Here is a 17,562-nt window from a genome sequence, read left to right on the forward strand (position 1 = left end):
GGTAAAAAATGACAGACATCGGACGCAAAAGTGAAACGTTTATGCTGAAAATCCTCGGTCGTGCTTCATCCATCAATGTGAGAAAGGTGCTATGGGTCTGCGATGAACTGGATATTGCTTTTCGCCGGGAAGAGTGGGGCGAAGGATTTAAATCGACGCATGAGGCTGCTTTTTTGTCGCTCAACCCTAATGCTATGATCCCGGTGATCCAGGAAGGGGATTTCGTGCTGTGGGAATCGAATGCGATTATACGCTATCTGGCAAATGCCTACGGGGGCGAGTGGCTCTATCCGGATAATCCCCGAGCACGGGCGCCTGTCGATCAGTGGATTGACTGGCAATCGACGGAGCTGAATACCTCGTGGCGTTACGCGTTTATGTCGTTGGTACGTCATTCACCCGCGCACCAGGACCCGCGCTTGCTGGCAGCCGCCTGCAAAGGCTGGACGCACACCATGGGGATACTGAATCAGCAACTGGAAACGACAGGACGTTACGTGGCGGGTAAAAACTTTTCGCTGGCGGATATTCCGGTAGGACTGTCGGTAAACCGCTGGTTTGAAACGCCATTGGATCACCCCAACTTCCCTGCGGTACGTACCTATTATGAGCGTCTGACCGAACGCAACGGCTACGTGATTTACGGACGCAATGGCACGCCCTGATATGTCTCGAACCGAGGGCAGGCGGTGGCCGGGAAGCAAGATTCCACGCGAAAACGCTGCTGCAAACGTTTCATCGAGTTGAAGATAGCGCGTATTTTCTTCAGGGCTCTCTTATTCCGCCAGCAATCGCTTGGGTTCTCATTCACAAATAGCGTGGAAATTGCATGATTTTAATGGAGGGATGGGGATTTCAGTGCTGCTCTCTGTGCTGTATATGCTGGCCGAAGCGCTGAGCGGGTCGGATAGCGGGCGAAGAGGCTTCGCCCGCCATTATCGAGAGGATTAGTTGTTTACCGCGGCTGGCGCAGGGGCTGCGCTGTCATCATTCGCGGCGGCTAACGGCGTGTAATCCAGTTGCAGAATACGGCTGGTATCACGCAGTTCGCGTTCGGTCGCTGCGACGTTGCCGTTCAATTGCTGACCGTATGAAGGGATGATTTCCTTCAGTTTTGTCTGCCATTCTGGCGTAGCAATCTTATCCTTAAACATTTTGTCCATCACGGACAGCATAATGGGCGCAGCGGTAGATGCGCCAGGCGAAGCGCCTAACAGAGCAGAGATAGTACCATCCTGAGAAGCGACTACTTCAGTACCCAGGCGCAGCACACCGCCTTTCTCCGCATCTTTCTTGATGATCTGTACACGCTGACCGGCAATTGCTAAACGCCAGTCCTCTTTCTTCGCCTCCGGGAAATACTCTTTCAGCGCGGCGTAGCGATCGTCGTCGGTCAACATCAGCTGGCCGATCAGGTATTTCACCAGATCGAAGTTATCCAGGCCAACATGCACCATCGGCATGAAGTTTGAGGTGGTCAGGGAGCCAAACATATCCCACAGTGAGCCATTTTTCAGGTACTTAGTAGAGAATGTCGCGAAAGGCCCGAACAGCAACACGCGTTTGCCATCCAGCATACGGGTATCCAGGTGCGGCACGGACATCGGCGGTGCGCCAACGGAAGCTTTGCCATACACTTTTGCAAGATGACGTTCCACGATTTCAGGCTTGTCAGTGACGAGAAATTCGCCGCCAACCGGGAAGCCAGCATAATTTTTCGCTTCTGGAATCCCGGATTTCTGCAGTAGAGGCAGAGCGGCACCGCCCGCACCAATAAAGACAAATTTCGCCTTAACGTGCGTTTCCGCTCCGGCGTTTTTCAGATCGGCGATAGTGACATCCCAGCCGCCATCATCATTACGCTTAATGTCATGAACTTCATTGTGCGTCTGCAGCGTGAAGTTGCTATTTTTAATCAGCGAATTCACTAATTGATGCGTAATCTCACCAAAGTTAACGTCAGTACCAATCGGAATACGCGTGGCGGCTACTTTCTGGTTAGGATCGCGTCCTTCCATAATCAGCGGCACCCATTTTTCAATTTGCTGATGATCTTCTGAATATTCCATTCCACGGAACAAGGTGCTTTTCTGGAGCGCCATGTAGCGTTTGTGCAGGAAATTGACGTTATCGTCGCCCCAGACAAAACTCATATGTGGCGTACTATTGATAAAGCTGCGCGGGTTGGTCAGCACGCCTTTTTGGACCAGCGAGGCCCAGAACTGGCGTGATACCTGGAATGATTCATTTATTTCGACTGCTTTTGAGATGTCGATATCACCCGCTTCATTTTCCGGGGTGTAGTTCATCTCGGCCAGCGCGGAGTGGCCCGTGCCTGCGTTATTCCAGCCGTTTGAGCTCTCTTCCCCTACGGAATCAAGACGTTCTATCATCTCGATGGACCAGGTTGGCTCAAGTTGCTGGAGGTAAGTGCCCAGGGTGGCACTCATGATTCCACCGCCGATCAGTAATACATCGACGTTTTTTTCCTGTTCTGCGGCTGCATGCTGGCTAAAGCCAAGAGCATTCATACACAGCGCCAGAAGTAATGCTGTTTTGCGCATGAGGCGATATCTCCAACTGTCGATTTCTCAACATTTCTTTTGCAGGTGAAATAGTCCAGCTTCTGATGAGTGGTCCAGCTATTCCAAAATGAGACCCACGAGGAAAACCCACTATCATATAAAGGGTTAACCACAGGTTATAATATGCGGGTGAAATATAACATTTTAGCGATTAATTTAAACATTTTGTTTAAAATTTAAAAAAGGCATAGTAACAACGGGGATAATATCGCGATCGGTATGCGTGGCGAGCATTAAACGGGCACACCGTGAGGTAATAATGCCAGCACGCCGTACGAAGAGCGCGCTGACTTCGTGCAGAACACGATCAAACTTTGATAAAACGGCGATAGATAAAGCGAATAATGATAAATTCCAGCGCGCCCAATAGTAAAAACCACAGGCAAAAAACCAGCGTGTAAAGCTGACCTATATCCGCAAGATGGAAGAGCTCAACCAGTCGTTTGGTTAGGGCGATGCCGAACCAGGGAGCGGGTAGCAGTAGGGCAGAGAGAAATCCCAGCAACAGCGTGCTTAACGGGAACATAAAGGTTTCAAAAGTGCTTTTCATCGGTTCTGGCTTATCAGACAAAGAGAACGGCATTGTCAGTGAATCTGCTGTAGGCTTCAACCGCTACTGCGGCATGAGAGACCTGCTGTCGTTGGGATTCTCTTCGTGAAATTTACCTGTTCTTTATCTTTCGCCGCTTTTCCCCAGACTTTAAATAGATGATTTATCTTTAACTGCACGCTATCCATCATATTTAACCCCCTGATTTTAAGTTTTTTTTCGCGTATGGCACGACAGCATGATGCGACTCACCATACCGTTTATAAAATCACGAAGTTAGCAGGCGTTAACATTTATAGCCAATGCTATACTTAAATCCATGATTTTATTGTCTTTTTATATTTGCCAATGCATGTTAGCATGCAGCCTCTCCTGATGATTTTCCAATGAGTAATGGACGATTCTTCCCACATGGAAGAATGCTAAGTGCCTGCTCTCAGCCTGTATTTGAAGTGTGACGGACATACGACATGAACCTGTATGCAATGATTATTCTCGCCTTCGGCATGTCCATGGATGCTTTCGCCGCAGCCATGGGTAAAGGTGCTGCGCTGCATCGGCCCACATTCAAAGAGGCAATTCGTACTGGCTTAATTTTTGGTTGTATTGAAGCACTAACCCCCATTATCGGCTGGGCCATCGGCCAGGCAGCCAGCCAGTTTGTGATGGCATGGGATCACTGGGTAGCCTTTGTCCTGCTGTTTATTCTTGGTATGCGTATGATTGTTGAAGGTCTGCGCCACGGCAAGCAAGAGGATGTTGCGCCACTTCAGCGCCACGGTTTCTGGCTACTGGCGGCAACGGCGGTAGCAACCAGCCTGGATGCGCTGGCAATTGGTGTAGGGTTAGCCTTTCTCCAGGTTAATATTATTACTATGGCACTCACTATTGGCGCGGCTACAACGGTAATGGCGACCGCAGGTATTTTGCTGGGACGCTGTATTGGACCTGTGATGGGTAAATGGGCTGAAGTGCTGGGAGGGATTGTGCTGATTGGCATTGGTACGACCATCTTAATTGAGCATCTTGGCGTGCTGAACTGACTTATCACGTACCGCGTTTTGCTAAATTTTGTGATCTGCTTCAAAAAAATTGTCTGAAAAACACGCGCAAGTTATAATATTTTTTGTGTTTTTCAAAAAAATAGCAGGTTTTCCAATGAAAAAATTCTTTCGCTATGTATTCCGCGCCTATGTTGAAACCTATCAGCATGTTCCGCCGGGTGCGATGAACTAATTATAACGTTTTCTGTAGCCACGCTTGCGAGGCTGGCCGTTTAGCCTTGATCCCCTCAACGTCCCCCTGTAAGCGTTGCTCCATATTGGCTATTCGATGCGGCCACCTCTTCCCCGGCGTAATTTGCACAAAAACTTTTCCCGGATGGATTGTTTTGTTACGTAAGAGCGCCTATGATTTTTGCGCGGGGTGATGGCGTTCCACCTCTCCCAACCGCCAGCTTGATAGTTAAGCGGCTGATGACGCCTGGCATACTTATCCTCTTTGTGGGGGAGCGGGGTGTGTCAGGAGTTCAGCATATTATCTCTTCTCCTGTATCCCTCGCTCTGAACCTCTGTAATTATGATGGAACTGTTTGAATGGTAAAATCTCTGCTGGCGGTAATGATAGGGGGTGCTGCGGGTTGCGTGCTGCGCTGGCTTATTTCTTTGCGTTTTAACGCCTTATTCCCAAATCTCCCGCCGGGAACGCTGATAGTGAACCTGGTTGGCGGATTAATTATTGGTATGGCACTGGCGTGGTTCATGAAAAACCCACAGATAGACACCGTGTGGAAACTGCTGATCACCACCGGATTGTGCGGCGGAATGACCACGTTCTCCACCTTTTCCGCCGAGGTGATGGTGTTACTACAAAGCGGCAAATATCTGTGGGCCATGGCCAGCATCATGACGCATGTGATTGGCTCCCTGCTGATGACCTTTGCCGGATTTGCTTTAGTGACCGCGCTGGGCTAACGCTGGCAGACGCTGTATTTCCCCGGAAATGAGTGCCAGCCCCCGGTCGGCATTCATTTCGCTTCATTTTTGCGATAGGGCAGTGCATCACGTGCTTCCTGCGCCCACCCTTCTACTGCGATCCGTTCCTCTTGCAGATAATCGGCAACCGCTTCGCGCAGGCCTGGATGGCAAAGATAGTGCCACGAATGAGTCAGAACCGGTTCGAAGCCGCGGATCAGTTTGTGTTCACCCTGAGCGCCAGCGTCAAACCGATTAAGTCCATTGGCAATGGCATAATCCATTCCCTGGTAAAAACAGGTTTCAAAATGGAGTCGATCAAATTCGGCAAGCGATCCCCAGTAGCGGCCATAAAAAGTGTTACCGCTGACCAGACTGAACGCCATTGCGACCTGATGCCCGTGTTGACTGGCGATGACCACGCGAATGTTCTCCGGCATTCGCTCAGCCAGCAGACTGAAAAAGTGGCGGGTGAGATAGGGACTTTGGCCGCGGACCGCATAGGTATTTGCATAGCAGGTATAGACGAAATCCCATTGCGATTCGTTAAGCTGCGCGCCTGTAAACCACTCAAATTCGATGCCTGAAGTCGTGACCAGCTCGCGCTCTTTCCTGATCTGCTTACGTTTGCGCGACATTAAGGTATCAAGAAAGTCCTGGAAATCACGGTAACCGCGATTATGCCAGTGATACTGACAGCCCAGCCGCGATAGCCACGCCGGTTCCGCGGCAAGAAGCGTATTAGCCTGTGTGTCCGTAAAATTAATATGGGCTCCGGAGAGCTGTTGATGGCGTAAAAATTCGGGAAGCTGTTCCAGTAGCTGCGCGACTGCTGCGCGCTCTCCAAGCAACCGCGCACCCCCTACCGGGCTGAAAGGGATCGCCCCCAGCCATTTGGGGTAATAGGCAATTCCGGCGCGATGGCAGGCATCGGCCCATGCGTGATCGAAAACGTATTCCCCACTGGAATGGCTCTTACGATATCCCGGAACTGCGGCACGAATTTGTCCCTGGTGCTGCCAAATCAGATGCTCTGGCTGCCAGCCCGATCGCCCCCCTACACAGCCGCTCTCTTCAAGCGTGCTGAGAAAAGCATGGCGCAGAAACGGATTATCATCGCTAAGCAGGGCATCCCACTGGGCGGCGGGCAGTTCAGACAACGAAGAGAGTGACGAAAATGACATCGTTTTGCTCCGGTAGGAAATGCCGTTAAGGGCCCTGGTACATCGGCAAGCGGTGTCAAATTATACCCGTGCATAGAGCGCCGTGCATCTGTTGTTGAAGCACTTGATGCGGTATCCGGACCGCTAGCTCAATATATTCAATCAGTCCCTGTTTATCTGTAAGGCCAGGGCGCTGGCGGGATCGAATAACGATAAACTTTCAATCTGATCGAGCAGAATGACCTTGCGAAACATCATTGCGGATTTAGGTTCCGAGGTTAACGTTATACCGTGCTCGGCATACCATGCGCTGTAGTTATGTTCAATACAGAGCTCCAGTGATTTGCTGCTGCGATAGCCACTCAGCATCGGGATAACCACCACGTTATTGGCTGAGGTATTGTCAAATGACGCGGTATGGATCATACCGATATAGATTCGGCGAGATTTCAGCGTTATCCATGCTAGTTCCCCCTCTTCCATACATTGATACAGCAGCCCTTCGACGCCGTTGGCGCGCGTTAGCCGCTTATACAGCGTCTGCCGCCCGGTGCTATTCAAGCGTGCACTGGGAGCCCAGTTTGAGCGATATAAACAGAAAATTACCGAGAATGACAGCATGATCACCACAGGAGCCTGTATGCCCAGAAAACTCCAGGTCATAAAATCAATCTGGTAATGGTGATGTGTTCCGCTATCAAACAGCGGCAACGCGTTCATCACTGCGGAGGTACTAAGCAGCAGTAGCCAGATAATTCCTGTGGCCGCTACCCCTTGCAGTACGAAAATACAACCATAAAGCGCGACCAGAAAATAGACATCCCAGCCGAACGTACGCTTTATTTTCAATCGGGTAGAGAGATCGCGACTGGTATACCAGTAACCGCATACCATCAGTACCATAAAAATGGCGGTTCCCATATCATTGCGCTCGCTTCAGGACGTTAACGTGATAATCGAAGTCGCGTTGCACCTCTTCATTGAGGTTATTAACCATCGCGTTACCATCTTCATCAATAATGATGCGCTCACCATCGGCAATCGATTCCTCAATATCGCTACGACTCATCACCTGTAATAACTCTTCGGGGCTGTAAAAAAGTGAACGTATCAGTTTAAACATGGTGTTTTCCTCGTGGGTTTTTATCAGTTTAGGAAGCATTACCGATACCGCGTAGGGGGATCATTCTGTTTTTTATCAACGGCGGCGTGCCGTCTCGTGAGTCTGCTTCTGTCATGGGGACAGGGTGATGCTCAGGATTGGTCATCCTGCTGCCGCTGGGCCAGCAAGCGGGCTTCTCTTCTGTTAAGCAACGGCGTAACGGTCATGCCATGCACCACAATGCTGGCAACCACCAGCGTAAAGGCCATATCCACCATGCGCCTGGCATCGGCGCCAACAACGCCATGCATCCAGGCATAGGCAATATAGTTAATGCTGCCGATACCGCGTATCCCTAGCCAACCGATCAGCATTCGCCTTCCTGACGGCATCTTGCTCCCCATGGTTGCGATATAAACGGCGAGTGGACGGATAACGATAAACAGGATTGCCGCGAGCAATAAGCCGGTCAAATCCCAGTGATGGGCCAGTGTAATACCGAGGACAACCACCATCACCGCAGCCAGCAGGCGTTCAACGGTATCACCAAAAGAGAGTGCATCACCGACCACCAGACCGACGGACTTTGTCAGGCCTTCACCGGCGTAATGGTGACGCTGGTTAATATTCACCAGCGCTTCAGCGGGTGGGTGTTGATCGTTCTCCGGTAAGTTCTCTGGTGGATGCCGCGCAATTACACGCAGCTCGGCACGTCGCAGGCCAACGCCAGCAGCAAATGCCGCGAGGAAACCGGATGCGTCAAGCGCCTGAGCCGCCGCGTAGCTCAATGCAATCAGCGCCAGTGCCAGAAAATCGTTCGGAGCAATATCCTGATGTACGCTGCGTAAATGGGTGGCCAGCACGCCAATCGCACTTCCCAATGCAAAACCAATGGCAACACCGCCTACTAGCGCCCACAAAACATCAATTGTCGCCCAGTGGGCGAGCATACCGGGTGAAACCGGCGTTTGGCTGGTAATGAGCAATACGGCGAGCATTAATAGTGGTAGCGCGGAACCATCGTTCATGCCCGCTTCACTGGAAAGCGCAACGCGTAATGAGTCATCGTCCCGGGCGTCATTGACTGATATCAGGCTGGCAAGCACGGGATCGGTGGGAGCGACGATGGCGCCGAATGCCAGCGAAAGCGGCCACGAAAACCCGGCGAGGTAGTGCGCGGCGATGGCAATCCCCGCGACGGTCATCAACATCGCGGGAAAGGCTAACATCAGCCCAATGCGCCAGCTATGAGCGCGAAAGGGTAAGCGTAGTTTAAGGCCGGTGATAAACAGCGATGCTGCCATCGCAATTTCGGTCAGGCGTGCCGACAGATTGGCATGTTCAACGATGTCTATCCGTAATAAATCCAACACCCATGGGCCACAGATCACGCCTGCAATAAGGTATAGGCTAAATGAGGTGATAGGGCCGCGATGTATCCATCCTGATGCCAGTGACATCAATAACAACAGGCCGCCAATTGCTGCGGTCCAGCCAAGAAAACCCATACAATGTTTGCCCTCATAGTGTGTTAACAACGAACGAGTACTCTGTTAAGCCTGGCATATTGCGCAAAACATTCACTTTTATCTCAAGTCTGCGGGTGTGGTAACGGGAGAGTCCCGACTCGCCATCACAGCAGGTCGATGTGACATTCGTCACATGTGGACTATGCTTTATTACTCCGAAGTTAATTACCGAAGGAGCACAGCATGAGCGAACACAACAAACTGCTAGCCGCTGGCGACTATCCCGTCCCCCCTTTTCCTGAGCAGCCACAATCCGCACCGGGCCTGGCCAGTAAAATGATCCCGGTCCCCGACCATGGTGAAAAAAGTTATCGCGGATCGGGAAGACTGGCGGGCAGGAAGGCGCTAATCACCGGCGGTGATTCCGGTATCGGCCGCGCGGTAGCCATCGCCTACGCGCGTGAAGGGGCTGATGTGGCCATTAACTATCTGCCGGAAGAGGAATCGGACGCGGTAGAAGTGATTAAGCTGATTGAAGCCGAAGGACGTAAAGCGGTTGCCATTCCTGGCGATATTCGCAGCGAATCATTTTGCCAACGGCTGGTAAAAGAGGCGGCAGAGAAATTGGGTGGCCTTGATATCCTGGTTAACAATGCCGGCCGGCAGCAGTTTGCAAAATCGATCCGCGATCTGAGCACCGAAGATTTTGACGCGACCTTTAAAACGAACGTCTATGCGTTGTTCTGGATCACCAAAGCGGCGTTGGAGCACCTGCCGCGCGGGGCTTCGATCGTTAATACGTCGTCGGTGCAGGCTTATAAGCCCAGTGAAATTCTACTGGATTACGCGCAGACCAAAGCGGCGATTGTGGCCTTCACCAAATCGCTGGCTAAGCAACTGGGCGAAGAGGGTATCCGCGTTAATGCGGTGGCCCCCGGACCGTACTGGACACCGCTGCAGTCCAGCGGCGGACAGCCGCAGGAAAAAGTGATGCAGTTTGGTGCGTCAACGCCGCTCGGACGCCCCGGTCAGCCCGCCGAAATTGCGCCGCTCTATGTGACGCTGGCTTCACATGAGAGTAGCTTTACCTCCGGCCAGGTGTGGTGTTCAGATGGCGGAAACGGTACCTTGTAAGGCCGTATCGTGTGGTCGATATCTCGGTGTGGCCTGCGCGGGGCCGTCGAGCTCCGCACGTCGTACATGCTGATATCTTATTGGGCAATATGACCGGATAACAGGGCGGCGCGCAGCGATTCAAGCGTCGCCGTTTTCCCCACAATACCGCCCTGGGCCGCGATCATCGCCAGTGTTGCCTGCTTAAATTCAGGAAAGTAACTCTCTGTGGCGTCCTCAATCAGCAGGTTTGCGTAGCCGCGGTCATTCGCTTCGCGCATGCTGGTTTGTACACAGACTTCGGTGGTGACGCCTGCAAAAATCAGCTGAGTAATACCTGCCGACTGCAGGCGTGAGTGGATATCGGTATGATAAAACATCCCTTTTCCCGGTTTATCAATCACCCATTCGTCCTGCCGGGGGGCGACCGCATTAATAATTTGGTTTCCGGGTTCACCGCGGATCAGTATGCGTCCCATTGGGCCCGGATCGCCGATCTGTAAACCGCTGTCCCCTAAACGACGTTTTCCGATCGGGCAGTCGCTGAGATCCGGCAGATGTGATTCCCGGGTGTGGATCACGCTGATGCCGTGTTCTCGCGCCAGCCCCAGCAGTGTAGCAACCACAGGGATAATCTTTTTTAGCGGCGTGACGTCATTACCCAGCGCAGCACCAAATCCGCCCTCTTCAATAAAGTCCCTTTGCATATCAATAATAACCAACGCCGTCTGGGCTGGAATAAAGGTGAATGTAGCCGGATATGCAGCAACGGCGATCATGCTTCGCTCCCGGCCATATGGCGGCCTAACTCAGCACGATCCGCGCCCTGTGTTTGCGTGGAAAAGTGTATCTCTCCATCGTGGATCACCAGAATGCGATCCGACAGCGAAAGCAATTCGTCCAGATCCTCACTGAGTATCAGCACCGCCGTGCCACGATTACGGGCATCGATAATTCGCTGATGGATTGCGGCGATGGAGGTAAAATCCAGTCCAAAAACAGGGTTAGAGACAATCAGTACCGCAACGTCATCACTCAATTCTCGTGCCAGTACGGTACGCTGCACATTCCCTCCGGACAGGGTTCCTACGGGACGTTCAGGGACGGCGGGGCGTACAGTAAACTCAGCGATGCGTTCTTGTGCGTGGGCGAGGATAGCGCGACGGTTAAGCATCCAGCCCATTTTACGCATCGGAGGGCGATCATAATTGCGTAGCGCCAGGTTATCCGCCACGCTCATGGAGGCAATGCAGGCGTTACGCAGCGGCTCTTCAGGCAGGCTGAAGACTTTCTCTCGCTGCATCTCTTTGCGGGTGGCGTGATAGCGTTTGCCGTTTATGCGAATTTCACCTGCGCTGGCCTTACGCTGGCCGAGCAGCGCTTCGGTAAGCTCGCGCTGACCGTTGCCGGATACGCCAGCAATACCGATTATCTCGCCGGGTCTGACCTGTAACGAGAGATTTTTGACTGCCAGCGTACCTTTATCGCCGGGAACATCCAGGTGGTGCACCTCAAGTATTGCCGGCTGGACCTCATCCACAGCGACGTGCTGAGTTTGCTGCTGACCCATGGGGGCCTGTCCCATCATCCAGGTGGCCATTTCACTTTGATGCGTGTCGTGCACGGCGGCGCTGGCAACATGACACCCCTTGCGCAGGACGGTTACGTCATCTGCATAGTGTTCTACTTCACGAAATTTATGGGTGATCATCAGGACGGTGATATCTCCCGCGTGTGCCATATCACGCATCAACCCCAGTACCTCATCGGCTTCCTGTGGTGTAAGTACTGATGTCGGCTCGTCCAGAATAATAAAGCGGCGCGCCAGGTAGAGCTGTTTAAGAATCTCTAGCTTTTGTTTTTCACCCGCCGCCAGATGACTCACCGGACGGGTGATATCCAGTGAAAATGGCATCTGCGCCATAAAGTCCTGCAACCGCTCGCGCTCTTGCCGCCAGTTGATCCGCCAGGGAAGATCGTCACGCGACAGTACCAGATTCTCCGCGACGTTCAGGCCTGGGGCGACGGTAAAGTGCTGATAGACCATACCGATACCCAGTGCATGCGCCTCTTTTGGCGTACGAACCGACTGCTCGCGATCGTTAATGAGAAGACTACCCTCGTCCAGCGGGTCATAGCCAACCAGCCCTTTAACCAGCGTGCTTTTACCCGCCCCGTTTTCACCCAGTAACGCATGGATAGTGCCCGCGCGCACGTTAAAGGACACGGCATCCAACGCTCTGAAACTGCCAAAATTCTTAGTCGCCTTCCAGATTTGCAGGCCAGGCGCCTTCATTGGACGCCTCTCTGTAACCACTCAAGCAGCATTGACGAGTGTCCTACTGCACCGAACACGCCACCTTGCATTTTTACCATATTCAGTGCGGCCAGATGATTGTTGTAATCGGTAGCCGCGCAGCAATCTTCAAGGATCAGACACTCAAATCCGCGATCGTTAGCTTCGCGCATGGTGGTGTGTACGCAAACGTCGGTGGTGATCCCGGTTAAAATCAGGTTTTCAATGCCGCGCGTACGCAGTATTAGCTCAAGATCGGTGGCATAGAACGAACCTTTTCCTGGCTTATCAATAATGACCTCATTAGGGAGTGGTGCGAGTTCATCAATGATTTCCCAACCGGGCTCGCCGCGGATCAGCACTTTGCCGCAGGGACCTTCATCACCAATACCTGCACCCTTAGTCCGTGAGCGCCAGCGTTTATTGGCGGGTAAATCGGAGAGGTCCGGACGATGCCCTTCGCGGGTATGAATAAGGGTAAAGCCATGTTGTCGCATTTCCGCCAGTAGCTGTGCAATCGGCGCGATAGGCGCGCGCGTCAGGGAGATGTCATAGCCCATGGCATCGACATAACCTCCTGGTCCGCAGAAATCGGTCTGCATATCAATAATTAGTAGTGCGGTATTACCCGGATGCAGGTTGCCGTTCCACGGCCAGGCGTATGGGGCGCTGGGAAGAAAGACGTTATTCATTTTTTTTCTCCTGTTACCGTATTTGGCGATAAAGGTTGATAACGGCGCACAGGACGGGGCATCCCGCAGGATGTGCCATCGGTATGGATCACCTCCTGCTCCCATGGCAACACGTAACGTCCCGCGGCTAAATCAGTCATATAACTATAAGGACAGTCCTGCGCGCCACCGGCGACGGCGGAATACCCACGATGGCCAAACTGATAAATATTATTTTCCACCCCCCAATGCAGGCGGGCTTCACGTACCAGATCGGGACGTAGCTCACAGCAGATAATTTCGTCGGCCCGGCCGCCGCCTTCTGCAAGGGTGACGCCATCAAAATTGACAAACATTGCTTCACCCATGGAATCAAAAGTACCATCTGAGCCGCACATACAGACGCTGGCGGTCTGCATCAGGTTGGTGAAAGCGTTCACCTGGTTGGTGATTTTCCAGGCGTGCCGGATTGGTGGGGTATAACCCGCGGTACGCAGCATGATATCTGCGCCTTTATAGGCACACTCACGCGCCATTTCCGGGAACATCCCGTCGTGACAAATAATCAGCGCCAGTTTGCTCCCGTTCGGGCCATCGCACACCGGGATCCCTAAGTTACCCGGCTCCCAAGGCTCAACCGGCACCCAGGGATGAAGTTTGCGGTAATAAAGACGAATTTCGCCGGTATCATCAACGATAAGGCCGCTGTTGTAAGGGTTACCCTCGGGATTTGCTTCCATAATGGAAAAACAGCCCCAAAGTTTATAGGTGACACAGGCAGCTCGCAGTGCAGCGACTTCCGGCCCATCCAGCGTACACAGGATCTCAGGGGAGGTATCCATCGACAGGCCATGCAGCGAATATTCCGGAAACACGATCAGATCGAGCGAAGGCATACTGCGACGCGCTTTAGCCATCATTGCGATCACTTTTTCCGTCTGTTGCCAGAGTGCGGCACGCGTGTGAGGATCGGGCAAGGCGAGTTGCGCCAGGCCAACAACGACCCCCTTCGGTGATTTATTTAAACCGCCAAGTCCACCAGACATTATTTGTCTCCTCTACCTTGTAAGACTGAGTTCACCGGGGGCGCCACTCAGCGTATGGTTCGGCCGGCAGGTGATGATCATCACCAGCAGCGTCAGAATGTAAGGTGCTGCTGAAAACAGGTAATAACCGCTGCTGATGCCGACGGCCTGAAGCGCCGGGCCGATCGCCCCGGCAGCGCCGAACAGCAGTGATGCCCACAGGCAGTTAAGCGGCTTCCAGCGGGCAAAAATCACCAGCGCTACAGCCATCAGCCCCTGGCCGCTGGATAAGCCCTCATTCCAGCTGCCGGGGTAATAAAGCGACAGATACGCGCCGCCAACGCCCGCGAAGAATCCACCGACCGCCGTAGCCATAATGCGAACGCTGACTGGGCGATAACCCAACGCCTGAGCTGAGTTGGCGTGATCGCCGACCAAACGGATGACCAATCCCCAGCGCGTGCTGCGTAAGCCCCAGTGCAACAGAAACGCCAGCAATACGCCGATAAAAAACAGCGCGTTGATATTGAGTGCGGAACGAACACGCTCATCGGAAGACCAACTGCCTAAGCTGATGCCGGGCAACATGGGTGCCTGGGGTTGGATAAAGGGTTTGCCGAGAAAAAAAGCTAAGCCGCTACCCAGTAAGATCAGTGCGATGCCAAAGGCAATGTCATTCACTTTTGGCAATGAACAGATGATACCGTGGAGTAAACCGGCCGCCAGACCTGCGATGCCAGCCGCCAATACACCGAGCCACGGAGATCCGCTGGCGTAAGACACGGCATAGCCTGTCATGGCACCCAACACCAGAATGCCTTCCAGACCGAGGTTAATGCGTCCACTTTTTTCTGTCAGACATTCGCCAAGGCTGACAAACAGAAAAGGGGTGCCAACGCGTACCGCCCCAGCCAGTAACGCCAGCAGGAACGTGGAAAACTCGACTTCAGACATGAGAAATCACCTTGTTGTGTCCGGAATAACGCGCCTCCGCCAAACGGGTACGCCAGCGTGTGACATGTGGGCCGAGGGCTTCCCAGGCCAATAGCGAGGTAAACAGCAGACCTTCGAGGATAAGCGTGGTGGCATCCGGTAGATCGAGACGCCTTTGCAACAAACTGCCGCTGGCTTCAATACCGCCGATGAGTGTGGCGGTCAGCAGGATCCCCAGCGGATGATGACGTGCGGCAAAGGCCACCAGAATACCGCTGGTACCATAACCGGCGATCAAGGCGGTATTCGCACTGCCCTGAACGGCGGCAATTTCAAACATGCCAGCCAGCCCCGCCGCTGCGCCACCGAACAGGCACATCAGCAACACCAGCTTATCGACCGGTAATCCCATCATGCGTGCGGTTCTGACATTCCCGCCAACAATTCTCAGCGAGAAGCCGGTCACGCTATAGCGCAGAATGATCCAGGCAAGAAGACAGGCGACAATTCCAGCGACGAAACCCCAGTGAACCTGAAAGTTGTCGCTAATGCTGCCGATGAGATAGGCATCGTCCAGCGGTGGCGTTGAGGGTTTGTTCAGGCTGGCCGGGTCACGTAGCGGCCCTTCCACCAGATAGCGAAAAACGGCGAGGGCAATGTAGGAAAGCAACAGACTGCTGATGGTTTCGTTAAGCCCGCGTTTTTGACGTAACAGGCCGCTGATACCAATCCATACGCCGCCGACAACAGCAGCGCCAAGCGCCATGATGATCCACATCAACGCAGGTGGCAGGGACGGGAGCCAGGTCGGCAGCACGGCAGCAGCCAGTCCGCCCAGCACTAATGCCCCTTCACCCCCAATAATAATCAGTCCCACGCGCGCGGGCAGCGCTACGCAGAGCGCAGTCAGCATCAACGGCGCCGCCCGCTGCAGCGTATTCTCCCAGGCGAAGGAGGAACCGAATGCGCCCTCAATAACCAGCTGACATGCATCCAGCGCAGGTTTTCCCTGAATAGCCAGAAACAGCACAAAGAGCAGTGCTGCGGTGATAAAAGAGAGCAGCACAGGGAGGGCCGCCAGTAATGCCCGGGCCAGCCCGGGCAGCAGTATTTTAGGATGCATAATGTTACTCAAATTTGACCGCGGACGCCTTCAACCAGATAGTTCATGCTTTCCAGAGCAACATCGGTTTGTATTTTTTTCGTTCCTGCGGCAATAACCACATTGCCCTTGTTGTCTTTGATTGGGCCGTTGTAGATGACAAATTCGCCAGCAAGCATGCTGGCTTTGATTTCATCAGCCTGTTTTTTGGCGGCTTCGGTCACAGAAGCGCCGTATGGCGACGTTTTTACAAAACCTTCTTTCAGGCCGCCGCGCATGAAGTTATTCATCGGGGTTGCTTGCTGTTCGGCACTAACATGTGTTTTGTACGGGGTTTCCCAGTTCCATTCCGCGCCGGTCAGGTAGCCTTTCGGTGCCAGCGCCGCCTGGCTGACGTGGTATCCACAGGTCATTACGCCACGTTTTTCAGCAATTTCGGTCAGCACTTTTGGGCCATCTACGTGGCAGGTCAACACGTCGCAGCCCTGGTCAATCAGGCTGTTAGCGGCTTCGGCTTCTTTAACCGGCAGCGACCAGTCGCCGGTAAAAATCACGGTGACGGTAATGGTTGGGTCGACTGCGCGCGCACCCAGCGTAAAGGCGTTTAGATTGCGCAGAACTTGTGGAACGGGCTTGGCAGCAACGAAGCCGAGTTTTTTCGATTGGCTCATATGGCCGGCGACAATACCGTTCAGATACTGGCACTCATCGATATAACCGAAGAAACTGCCGGCATTTGTGGGATCGCCGGATTTCCACAGTCCACCGCAGTGAGCGAAACGGATATCGGGATATTTTTTAGCAATTTTAATGACGTGCGGATCGTAATAACCGAAGGAGGTTGGGAAGATCAGCGTGGCACCATCCTGACGGATCATCGCCTCCATGGTTTTTTGAACGGCGACCGTTTCCGGCACGTTCTCTTCTTCTATCACCTTGACGTTGGGCAGCGCTTTGATGATTGCCGCGGCTTGGGCATGCGACTGGTTATAACCAAAGTCATCCCGTGCGCCAACGTAGATAAAGCCGACAATCAAGGGCCTATCTGCAGCCCAGGCGCGCGTTAAGGGCAGAGCAACACTCAGGCCGAACAGGCTGGCCAGCTTGATAAAATCACGACGATCGAGCGACATAAGTTTTCCTCTGGTGTGCAAAAAAGATGGGTCAATCACCGTGCCTTTTACACTCAGGAAGCGCCAGAGGACGGTATGTCACGCGCTAATGCGGCGTTGAATTCACTCTTGTGTACAAGAATGCAGATAGGGAAGCAGGTTTCGTGCCAATGATTATATTTATGATAATAAAGGATTTTATTCTAATTTGAGGAGTCTGGTGCTTCATCCCGGTGCGATTTTACGCAGATTGGTTCATGGTAGTGCGTGTGGCTGACTGGCGAATAGCCGGAAAAGTAGGGTCCCGCTGTTGCGGACAAACTGGTTAATCCTTTCAGAGAATATCAATTCGGCAGGAACTCTCAGGTGTTTCGTTCCACCTAGTGGTATTTTCAGGCGGGTAATGACTTATGCATGTTAATTTTTCGGGGCTGCGCCCCACAAATATGCTACCTGGGACAGAAACGG

General features: G+C 52.9%; 17 protein-coding genes and 1 riboswitch. Of the genes, 4 read left to right on the plus strand and 13 right to left on the minus strand.

Translation table 11 applies throughout. The features are described 5' to 3' along the window. Positions 1 to 41: 41 nt before the first annotated feature. Positions 42 to 665 (plus strand): glutathione S-transferase family protein, encoded by a 624-nt coding sequence (locus tag J1C60_RS00695; protein WP_128177210.1) that lies wholly within the window; start codon positions 42 to 44, stop codon positions 663 to 665. Between the two features lie 282 nt (positions 666 to 947). On the opposite strand, the gene mqo is transcribed toward J1C60_RS00695, so the two are convergent. After that, complete coding sequence (gene mqo / locus J1C60_RS00700; protein ID WP_128176829.1) at positions 948 to 2,564, minus strand: malate dehydrogenase (quinone); 1,617 nt, start codon at positions 2,562 to 2,564, stop codon at positions 948 to 950. Between the two features lie 328 nt (positions 2,565 to 2,892). Further along, entirely contained in the window at positions 2,893 to 3,135 is a 243-nt protein-coding gene (locus J1C60_RS00705) for a DUF1158 family protein (protein WP_128177212.1), read from the minus strand. 470 nt (positions 3,136 to 3,605) lie between these two features. On the opposite strand from J1C60_RS00705, the gene mntP reads away from it, so the two are divergent. After that, positions 3,606 to 4,178 (plus strand): manganese efflux pump MntP, encoded by a 573-nt coding sequence (gene mntP, locus J1C60_RS00710; RefSeq protein ID WP_128176831.1) that lies wholly within the window; start codon positions 3,606 to 3,608, stop codon positions 4,176 to 4,178. A gap of 372 nt (positions 4,179 to 4,550) precedes the next feature. Next, a riboswitch (Fluoride riboswitch) is annotated at positions 4,551 to 4,627 on the plus strand. 103 nt (positions 4,628 to 4,730) lie between these two features. Further along, positions 4,731 to 5,108, plus strand: coding sequence for a fluoride efflux transporter CrcB (gene crcB, locus J1C60_RS00715; RefSeq protein WP_128176833.1), 378 nt, complete (start codon positions 4,731 to 4,733; stop codon positions 5,106 to 5,108). A 53-nt stretch (positions 5,109 to 5,161) separates the two neighbouring features. Here the strand turns inward: crcB and J1C60_RS00720 are convergent, their stop codons facing one another. From J1C60_RS00720 to J1C60_RS00735, 4 genes are all read right to left on the minus strand, one after another. After that, on the minus strand, positions 5,162 to 6,292 hold the full coding sequence (locus J1C60_RS00720; RefSeq protein WP_128176835.1) for a GNAT family N-acetyltransferase: 1,131 nt from the start codon (positions 6,290 to 6,292) through the stop codon (positions 5,162 to 5,164). A 141-nt stretch (positions 6,293 to 6,433) separates the two neighbouring features. Beyond that, positions 6,434 to 7,192 (minus strand): hypothetical protein, encoded by a 759-nt coding sequence (locus tag J1C60_RS00725; RefSeq protein WP_128176837.1) that lies wholly within the window; start codon positions 7,190 to 7,192, stop codon positions 6,434 to 6,436. A 1-nt stretch (position 7,193) separates the two neighbouring features. Further along, entirely contained in the window at positions 7,194 to 7,394 is a 201-nt protein-coding gene (locus tag J1C60_RS00730) for a hypothetical protein (RefSeq protein ID WP_128176840.1), read from the minus strand. Positions 7,395 to 7,525: 131 nt separating this feature from the next. Next, a complete protein-coding gene (locus J1C60_RS00735; protein ID WP_128176842.1) occupies positions 7,526 to 8,881 on the minus strand; it encodes a cation:proton antiporter in 1,356 nt (451 codons plus the stop codon). Between the two features lie 204 nt (positions 8,882 to 9,085). On the opposite strand from J1C60_RS00735, the gene J1C60_RS00740 reads away from it, so the two are divergent. Continuing rightward, positions 9,086 to 9,976, plus strand: coding sequence for an SDR family oxidoreductase (locus J1C60_RS00740; RefSeq protein ID WP_128176844.1), 891 nt, complete (start codon positions 9,086 to 9,088; stop codon positions 9,974 to 9,976). Positions 9,977 to 10,053: 77 nt separating this feature from the next. On the opposite strand, the gene J1C60_RS00745 is transcribed toward J1C60_RS00740, so the two are convergent. Genes J1C60_RS00745 through J1C60_RS00775 form a run of 7 tightly spaced genes read right to left on the minus strand, consistent with a single transcriptional unit; the run spans position 10,054 to position 17,115 of the window. Further along, a complete protein-coding gene (locus tag J1C60_RS00745; RefSeq protein WP_128176846.1) occupies positions 10,054 to 10,734 on the minus strand; it encodes a cysteine hydrolase family protein in 681 nt (226 codons plus the stop codon). Then, positions 10,731 to 12,251, minus strand: coding sequence for an ABC transporter ATP-binding protein (locus J1C60_RS00750; RefSeq protein ID WP_128176848.1), 1,521 nt, complete (start codon positions 12,249 to 12,251; stop codon positions 10,731 to 10,733). The genes J1C60_RS00745 and J1C60_RS00750 overlap by 4 nt, the downstream gene beginning before the upstream one ends. Next, entirely contained in the window at positions 12,248 to 12,943 is a 696-nt protein-coding gene (gene biuH, locus J1C60_RS00755; protein WP_128176850.1) for a biuret amidohydrolase, read from the minus strand. Before biuH ends, J1C60_RS00750 begins: the two co-directional genes overlap by 4 nt. Beyond that, positions 12,940 to 13,968, minus strand: a complete 1,029-nt coding sequence (locus J1C60_RS00760) for a formamidase (protein ID WP_128176852.1) — start codon at positions 13,966 to 13,968, stop codon at positions 12,940 to 12,942. The genes biuH and J1C60_RS00760 overlap by 4 nt, the downstream gene beginning before the upstream one ends. 12 nt (positions 13,969 to 13,980) lie before the next feature. Beyond that, positions 13,981 to 14,901, minus strand: coding sequence for an ABC transporter permease (locus tag J1C60_RS00765; RefSeq protein WP_128176853.1), 921 nt, complete (start codon positions 14,899 to 14,901; stop codon positions 13,981 to 13,983). After that, positions 14,894 to 16,003, minus strand: a complete 1,110-nt coding sequence (locus J1C60_RS00770) for an ABC transporter permease (protein ID WP_128176855.1) — start codon at positions 16,001 to 16,003, stop codon at positions 14,894 to 14,896. Before J1C60_RS00770 ends, J1C60_RS00765 begins: the two co-directional genes overlap by 8 nt. A gap of 8 nt (positions 16,004 to 16,011) precedes the next feature. After that, a complete protein-coding gene (locus J1C60_RS00775) occupies positions 16,012 to 17,115 on the minus strand; it encodes a BMP family ABC transporter substrate-binding protein (RefSeq protein WP_128176857.1) in 1,104 nt (367 codons plus the stop codon). Between the last annotated feature and the right edge of the window lie 447 nt (positions 17,116 to 17,562).

It is taken from the genome of [Pantoea] beijingensis, assembly GCF_022647505.1.
In the GTDB taxonomy this organism is placed as follows: Bacteria; Pseudomonadota; Gammaproteobacteria; order Enterobacterales; family Enterobacteriaceae; genus Erwinia; species Erwinia beijingensis.

What these genes read in the sequence shown, in the direction of transcription:
- J1C60_RS00750 (WP_128176848.1), bottom strand. Translation starts at nt 12,251, where the DNA reads ATGAAGGCGCCTGGCCTGCAAATCTGGAAGGCGACTAAGAATTTTGGC.
- J1C60_RS00770 (WP_128176855.1), bottom strand. Translation starts at nt 16,003, where the DNA reads ATGCATCCTAAAATACTGCTGCCCGGGCTGGCCCGGGCATTACTGGCG.
- J1C60_RS00720 (WP_128176835.1), bottom strand. Translation starts at nt 6,292, where the DNA reads ATGTCATTTTCGTCACTCTCTTCGTTGTCTGAACTGCCCGCCGCCCAG.
- J1C60_RS00735 (WP_128176842.1), bottom strand. Translation starts at nt 8,881, where the DNA reads ATGGGTTTTCTTGGCTGGACCGCAGCAATTGGCGGCCTGTTGTTATTG.
- mntP (WP_128176831.1), top strand. Translation starts at nt 3,606, where the DNA reads ATGAACCTGTATGCAATGATTATTCTCGCCTTCGGCATGTCCATGGAT.
- J1C60_RS00725 (WP_128176837.1), bottom strand. Translation starts at nt 7,192, where the DNA reads ATGGGAACCGCCATTTTTATGGTACTGATGGTATGCGGTTACTGGTAT.
- J1C60_RS00740 (WP_128176844.1), top strand. Translation starts at nt 9,086, where the DNA reads ATGAGCGAACACAACAAACTGCTAGCCGCTGGCGACTATCCCGTCCCC.
- biuH (WP_128176850.1), bottom strand. Translation starts at nt 12,943, where the DNA reads ATGAATAACGTCTTTCTTCCCAGCGCCCCATACGCCTGGCCGTGGAAC.
- J1C60_RS00695 (WP_128177210.1), top strand. Translation starts at nt 42, where the DNA reads ATGCTGAAAATCCTCGGTCGTGCTTCATCCATCAATGTGAGAAAGGTG.
- J1C60_RS00760 (WP_128176852.1), bottom strand. Translation starts at nt 13,968, where the DNA reads ATGTCTGGTGGACTTGGCGGTTTAAATAAATCACCGAAGGGGGTCGTT.
- mqo (WP_128176829.1), bottom strand. Translation starts at nt 2,564, where the DNA reads ATGCGCAAAACAGCATTACTTCTGGCGCTGTGTATGAATGCTCTTGGC.
- J1C60_RS00730 (WP_128176840.1), bottom strand. Translation starts at nt 7,394, where the DNA reads ATGTTTAAACTGATACGTTCACTTTTTTACAGCCCCGAAGAGTTATTA.
- J1C60_RS00705 (WP_128177212.1), bottom strand. Translation starts at nt 3,135, where the DNA reads ATGAAAAGCACTTTTGAAACCTTTATGTTCCCGTTAAGCACGCTGTTG.
- J1C60_RS00775 (WP_128176857.1), bottom strand. Translation starts at nt 17,115, where the DNA reads ATGTCGCTCGATCGTCGTGATTTTATCAAGCTGGCCAGCCTGTTCGGC.
- J1C60_RS00765 (WP_128176853.1), bottom strand. Translation starts at nt 14,901, where the DNA reads ATGTCTGAAGTCGAGTTTTCCACGTTCCTGCTGGCGTTACTGGCTGGG.
- crcB (WP_128176833.1), top strand. Translation starts at nt 4,731, where the DNA reads ATGGTAAAATCTCTGCTGGCGGTAATGATAGGGGGTGCTGCGGGTTGC.
- J1C60_RS00745 (WP_128176846.1), bottom strand. Translation starts at nt 10,734, where the DNA reads ATGATCGCCGTTGCTGCATATCCGGCTACATTCACCTTTATTCCAGCC.